Source organism: Sulfurimonas sp., assembly GCF_018698455.1.
GTDB lineage: Bacteria > Campylobacterota > Campylobacteria > Campylobacterales > Sulfurimonadaceae > Sulfurimonas.
Map to the genome: position 1 here is coordinate 1 of NZ_JABIOQ010000005.1, position 5,891 is coordinate 5,891.

At 33.8% G+C, this 5,891-nt stretch carries 8 protein-coding genes; 5 read left to right on the forward strand and 3 right to left on the reverse strand.

Features of this window, described 5'->3' with window-relative positions:
- Positions 1-40 precede the first annotated feature (40 nt).
- Genes HOG88_RS00605 through HOG88_RS00615 form a run of 3 tightly spaced genes read right to left on the reverse strand, consistent with a single transcriptional unit; the run spans position 41 to position 1,423 of the window.
- Positions 41-250: a hypothetical protein gene (locus tag HOG88_RS00605; RefSeq protein ID WP_295002114.1), complete on the reverse strand. Its 210-nt coding sequence runs from the start codon at positions 248-250 to the stop codon at positions 41-43.
- A gap of 50 nt (positions 251-300) precedes the next feature.
- Positions 301-660, reverse strand: a complete 360-nt coding sequence (locus HOG88_RS00610) for a c-type cytochrome (RefSeq protein ID WP_295002115.1) — start codon at positions 658-660, stop codon at positions 301-303.
- A 10-nt stretch (positions 661-670) separates the two neighbouring features.
- Positions 671-1,423 (reverse strand): DUF5777 family beta-barrel protein, encoded by a 753-nt coding sequence (locus tag HOG88_RS00615; protein ID WP_295002116.1) that lies wholly within the window; start codon positions 1,421-1,423, stop codon positions 671-673.
- A 131-nt stretch (positions 1,424-1,554) separates the two neighbouring features.
- Between HOG88_RS00615 and HOG88_RS00620 the strand changes: the two genes are divergently transcribed.
- Genes HOG88_RS00620 through HOG88_RS00640 form a run of 5 tightly spaced genes read left to right on the forward strand, consistent with a single transcriptional unit; the run spans position 1,555 to position 5,856 of the window.
- The gene (locus tag HOG88_RS00620; protein ID WP_295002117.1) at positions 1,555-2,565 is read left to right on the forward strand and encodes a hypothetical protein; all 1,011 of its coding nucleotides are present in this window, start codon (positions 1,555-1,557) and stop codon (positions 2,563-2,565) included.
- 14 nt (positions 2,566-2,579) lie between these two features.
- On the forward strand, positions 2,580-2,984 hold the full coding sequence (locus tag HOG88_RS00625) for a hypothetical protein (protein WP_295002118.1): 405 nt from the start codon (positions 2,580-2,582) through the stop codon (positions 2,982-2,984).
- A 10-nt stretch (positions 2,985-2,994) separates the two neighbouring features.
- Entirely contained in the window at positions 2,995-4,461 is a 1,467-nt protein-coding gene (locus tag HOG88_RS00630) for a sensor histidine kinase KdpD (protein ID WP_295002119.1), read from the forward strand.
- Positions 4,462-4,480: 19 nt separating this feature from the next.
- Positions 4,481-5,143 (forward strand): response regulator transcription factor, encoded by a 663-nt coding sequence (locus tag HOG88_RS00635; RefSeq protein WP_295002120.1) that lies wholly within the window; start codon positions 4,481-4,483, stop codon positions 5,141-5,143.
- An 8-nt stretch (positions 5,144-5,151) separates the two neighbouring features.
- A complete protein-coding gene (locus HOG88_RS00640) occupies positions 5,152-5,856 on the forward strand; it encodes a sensor histidine kinase KdpD (RefSeq protein ID WP_295002121.1) in 705 nt (234 codons plus the stop codon).
- Positions 5,857-5,891: the final 35 nt, after the last annotated feature.

The following is a 5,891-nucleotide window of genomic DNA, read 5'->3' on the forward strand; positions in this document are numbered from 1 at the left end:
GTGCATTCATTATAGCGATGTTTCTATCTTGTTTTGGATGTTACCCCTGGGGTGTAATTTTAAACGAGTTGTTAAAATCAAGATAAATCGTAGCCACATCACTATCTACTGCAAAGTTACGTATTCTGCAAGCTAGGTTTGTTTTACCAGAGCCTACTTCAGCGATGATAAGTGTGTTATGTGTAAGTATTCTATCTTCAAGTGTTAGGGTGTTGATAGTATTAGTATATTTTCCAATTTGGTTTCTCATAAATGTTCCTTCTAATGTGTAGCCGTATTTTAGCACACATTAGACACAGTTTATAAAGAGTTAATGTAAGAAGATAAGTCTAAAATTTCTTGGTCCGTTAAACCAGCTGCAATACCTGTCATAGTATTACTCCTTCCATCTACATCTGCTCGAAGGCTATATAATGCATTTTGAATATCACGCTCAGTATCTATACTTACTATAGTACGTATTCCAGCACCCGGAATGGTAGTTCCATCAGCTCCATGGCATCCTGCACAGTTTTTGTTAGAAAAAAGTGTTGCACCTGCACTTACATCAACACTAGCAACAGGGATACTTTTTTTTGACTCTTCAAAACTATCTCCACACCCACTAACCATAAGTGCTAAAAAGATTGATGATAATAATTTTATTTTTATGTTTTTCATTGTCTCTCTCCTAAAATTTTCTATTTATATTAAAACCAAAATGCAGGTCTTCGCTGTTTGTACCTAACATCATGTTTCTCGCATCCATAGCTACTGAGTTTGAAACAAGTAGCTCGAAGTGGTGACCGTAAGTTTGAAACTTTACACCAGCTGCAAAGCTATCGTTTTTACCATTAATACCATCCACTTTATCAACTTGAGGGTAGTACTCAGCTACAAGTGCAACTCTATCTGTAAATACTAAGCTTTCAAAAAAGTTTGCAAAGTTAAAGTCTACTCCTATACCTAGCCCTGTATTTTCATAGTAACCGTCATAAGCTACATTTGCAGTGATGATTAAGTGGTCAAAATAGTTTGGCGTTTGGAAGTTCATATTTGCAAAGTAGCTATTTTGACGCTCTTCAAATAGTGCTAGTTTATTTGAAAGAGCATTTACATTTAGTCCCAGATTGATATACTCAGTAGGAATAGAGTAACCTATACCTAAGTTGTACTCTTGGTTATCACGTGTATGGTGCACTTCTACTACCATGTTGTCTATAGGTGCATAACGAAGTTGCAACATTACATTACCGCCATCATCTATACCAAAAAAGTTTTCAGCATCATCTATTTTCCCATAAAACCTATGGCGTATGGTAAATGCCGCTTCACTCGCTTTGAGTACAGTTGGTGTATCCATACTTAACTGACCCGACTCAAATGCTTGTATGTGAGAAGTACATAAAAGCAATACCAACATTGTTAACAATCTTTTTTTCATTTGATTATCCTTTTTTATTTAATGGCATTATACTGTATGTCTATGAATTAAATATGAATTTTATGAATTGATATTTTTCATATAAAATTCATGGACTTTATATAAAATAAGCTATATAATAAGGAATGATTATGAAATTACTTATTTTACTTATCTTAGTTTTTATCCCACTTTTTGCGGAAGACTATAAGCTTGGACGAGGACTATCTTTATATAGTGCTAATGACTTAGAGCTTACTCTTGGCGGACATCTCAGTATAAAAGCTAAAAATGATGAAAATAGCATAGGCATAGAGAATGCAGCTCTTATGTTTTATGGTTCATACACGAAGTACTTTAGTTTTTTAGCAGAGTATGGAAATGAAAACCTTTACCTGTATGAAGATAATAAAAATAATTATGAAGAGTTGGAAGTACATCGTTTATATGGAGACATTCATCTAGATGAGGCACTAAATGTCAAACTTGGACGTTTTTTAACACCCATCGGTATCTATAACCCCACATACATAAATGCTTTAAGATGGACAAATATTCGACCACTTGTTACCTTGGAGTTTTTTCCAGACATCATTACAGGTGCACAACTTCATGGGCAAATAGGTACGGACTTTGAGTACTCGCTATTTACACAACTTCAAGACAAAGAAGAGTCTTCTATCTCTAAAATCCCAGTTTCAGAGTTTAGTGGTGGAGAAGTTCGCTACTTGTTTGGTTTGAACTCAAAAGTCGCACTAAACTACGGTCAGTATAAATCAAACACATTTAAAGAAGTATGTAAGTTCGGTGGGGCGAATACCCTTGTAGAGTTTGATAACGATGAACTTTCCGTTGAAATACTTTACAAAAAAGGTGAATGGACAGACCTTAGTAATAATATGACTTCGTGGAATGATCTCTCTTGGTATACACAGTATGTTCATAACCTTACAGGTCCTCACTACCTTGCAGCACGTGTTGGACAAAAAATACGAGAAGGTAATGGCGTTGGTAGTTGGGATGAGAGAAATGGAGTAGTTGGGTATATCTACAGACCTCTCTCAGCTCTTTCATACAAGGCAGAGTATAGACACTTTGTAAGAACTGGTGCTAAGGCTTTCACTAGTGATCAAGTGCATCTATCGTTTTCAGTGTTATTCTAATGAGGAAAAGGTAGATGCAAAATATAATTTATATTCTACTCTTCTCTACAATTGTCTATGGCCAAAACTATAAACTTGTCATCTCAAAAAAATGTAATGCAGATAAGAAACTCAACTTTCAAAAAATATACTTGAAAAAACAGATCAAAATAAACAACTGCGATATAGTTCCCCTAAACTTAAAAGCTCCAAATAAAATAAGAAAACATTTTATAAACGATATGTTAAAGATAAGTAATCAACACTGGAATAGATACTGGGATAAAATGCACTTTAAAGGGGTTAAAGCACCTCATGTGGTTTTATCTAAAAAAGCTATGGCTGCCTACATTACAAATATGCCTGGTGCTATTGGTTATATACCCGAAGACTTTGTCTCACCTGAGATGACAATCTTAGTTAGTTTTGAACTAGAGTAGGTCTAAGCCTATGAATTTTTCTAGTAGATTTTTATTTAGCATTGTACTTCTTGCATTTGTATTACTAGGTTCACTTCTTTTTTTTACATATAAAAATAACAACACTATAATTTTAGAAAAAATAAATACACATCAAAGACTAAACTTAAACGCCATAAGCACAAACATTGAGCTAGATGTACAACAACTTAAAGATGAAATGTTATTTCTTTCACAACTAGACAGTTTTAATGACTTAGTGATAAATGACTTAGATAAAAGAGTACTTCAAATTCTAAAAAATAAAAAAGCTAGTCAGAAGTTTGAGATAGAGCTCTATGTTACAAACTCTCAAAAACAGACTATAGCACGAACAAGTGATATTGATTTTGGCATCAATGAGGGAATTGTTCTACAACAAAAAGTTATGTCATCACTACAAAAGCAAAAACAGCTTGGAACACTTTTCATATATATCCCCTATAATTCTCTAAAACATTACCTTCAAAACAGTGTTCATAGTTATAGTCTTGAAGATAATAATGCACTTATAAAAATAGAGTCAAAGAAACAGTTTCATGATGATACACATAAGATGTCTCATGCTTTTTCAAGTGAAGCACTTAAGGACTTAAAGTTAAACAGTTCATTATCACAAAGTAGAATTGATTTTCTTTTGTATTCTAAGTGGAACTATATATCTATAATGACCATTATATTTATAAGTGCATTACTTGTGTTTGCTCTCTTTTATAGTTACAAGCTTTATAAACAGCGTGCTCTTTTACAAAAAAACCAGCTTAAACTCTTAGAAGAAGCCAACCTTGCTACTCAGGTAAAGAGTAAGTTTATTTCTCAAATGTCACATGAGTTTAGAACTCCTCTTAACAGCATCATAGGCTTTTCACAGTTTTTATCTCAAGAGAAACTAGTAGAAAAAGAGTATGAAAAACTCCCACATAACATTGAAAAAGCAGGAAAACATCTTCTGACCTTAGTTGAAAATATTTTATCTATTTCACAGGAGGAGTTCTATTCTAGAGCTGAAGTTAAACTAGAACTTGAAGATATCATAGAACTTACTCGTGAGGTTATAGCACTTTTACAAATCCAGAGTCAAAAAAAATCCATCAAACTTTTACTTACATCTTCGGTTGAGAACCTAAGTGTATTAACTGATAATATAACTTACAAACAGATACTTTTTAACTTAATAGGCAATGCAATAAAATACACAAATGAAGGTACAATCAGTATAAACATTTCAGCAGAGGCAAAGCTAGTTGTCATTTCAGTCAAAGATACAGGTATTGGGATGCTAGACACATCACAAATCTTTAGTCCTTTTGTGCGTTTAGAAAATGCTACAAATGTTAAAGGAAGTGGTCTAGGCCTAGCACTAGTAGAAGCATATGTTCATAAACTTGGTGGAAGTATAGAAGCTTTTAGTCAAGGGAAAAATCAAGGTAGTGAGTTTGTCTTTAAACTCAAAGTCTAGGTATTTAAGGGGTAAGTAAGTGAGAATATTAATAGCTGAAGATCAAAAGAAAATATCGGATAGTATTAAAAGTATTTTACTTGAAAAGTCGTATGAAGTTGAACAGGCCTTTGATGGTGAAGAGGCAATGGACAGACTCTATGCGCAGCATTTTGATCTTTTACTACTTGATATTATGATGCCTAAAATGGATGGAATAACTCTTATAAGAGAACTACGAGCAAGTAAAAATAAAATACCTACACTAATGTTGACCGCACGAGATCAAATAAATGACAGAGTAAATGGTCTTGATAGTGGTGCAGATGATTATCTATCTAAGCCATTTTCAAACTTGGAACTCCTCGCTCGTGTTCGTTCACTTTTAAGAAGAAACAGTGAGGTGAGTAGTGCAGTTCTTGGTATTAAAGACTTAACACTTGACTCAAAAACAAAAGAAGCTTGTCGTGATGGAGTGCAGATAAAACTTACTGCAAAAGAGTTTATGATTTTAGAACTTTTTTTACATAATGCAGATGTAACACTCACAAGACTCCAGATATCTGAGCATATATGGGGAGAGTCATGTATGGATAGAAGTACAAATGCCATAGATGCACACCTTAAAAACCTTCGTAGAAAAATAGGTGATGGCATCATAGAAACACTTCACTCTATCGGTTATATAGCAAGAAGTAAATAGGATAGGTAATGATTAATGTTGAACTAGAAGAGTATAAAAAAAAGCAGCACAGTATTTTGGGTGAGTTTTTACACGAGTTAAAGACGCCACTAACTATTATTCGTTCACATTTAGAAGTAGAGATTCCAAACGATGAGATACCACTTGGAGTTCGTCAGAAACTCGTCATGGATGTTGAAGAGGTTGTAAGACTGACTCAACTAGTAGAGCAAATGAAAGTTCTTCTTAGTTGTGAGTATCAAGATGGCAAGTCGCATTTTAAAAATGCTAGTTTACTAACTCTTTTAGTAGATACCATAGAGATTTTAGAAGCTTTAGCTCAGCAAAAAGGACAGAAGATAAGTTTAATTGCTGTAGAAAATATTGAGCATATTATCCATTATGACAAATGTAAACAACTTTTTTATAATCTTATAAATAATGCTATCAAATATACTCCAGATGGAGGAAGTATTGAGGTGTCTCTTAAGCAGACTGAAGATAGTATCGTCGTTGCAGTCAAGGATGATGGTTGTGGCATTGCAGCTGATGAACAGGCAAGTGTCTTTAAACAGTTTTACAGAACACAAAATACAGCTTCTCAAGATGGCTTAGGTCTAGGTTTAGCACTCTCTCAAGCTATAGTTACTATGCATGGTGCTAGTTTATCCCTAGAAAGTGAACTTGGTTTTGGTAGTACTTTGAGTGTAAACTTTCCAAAAAAAGAGCAGTAATGATACACAATATCTTGATAGTTGATGATGAAGAA

Coding starts and splice junctions, on each gene's coding strand:
- HOG88_RS00630 (WP_295002119.1), top strand. CDS start 2,995: ATGAATTTTTCTAGTAGATTTTTATTTAGCATTGTACTTCTTGCATTT.
- HOG88_RS00625 (WP_295002118.1), top strand. CDS start 2,580: ATGCAAAATATAATTTATATTCTACTCTTCTCTACAATTGTCTATGGC.
- HOG88_RS00610 (WP_295002115.1), bottom strand. CDS start 660: ATGAAAAACATAAAAATAAAATTATTATCATCAATCTTTTTAGCACTT.
- HOG88_RS00605 (WP_295002114.1), bottom strand. CDS start 250: ATGAGAAACCAAATTGGAAAATATACTAATACTATCAACACCCTAACA.
- HOG88_RS00640 (WP_295002121.1), top strand. CDS start 5,152: ATGATTAATGTTGAACTAGAAGAGTATAAAAAAAAGCAGCACAGTATT.
- HOG88_RS00620 (WP_295002117.1), top strand. CDS start 1,555: ATGAAATTACTTATTTTACTTATCTTAGTTTTTATCCCACTTTTTGCG.
- HOG88_RS00615 (WP_295002116.1), bottom strand. CDS start 1,423: ATGAAAAAAAGATTGTTAACAATGTTGGTATTGCTTTTATGTACTTCT.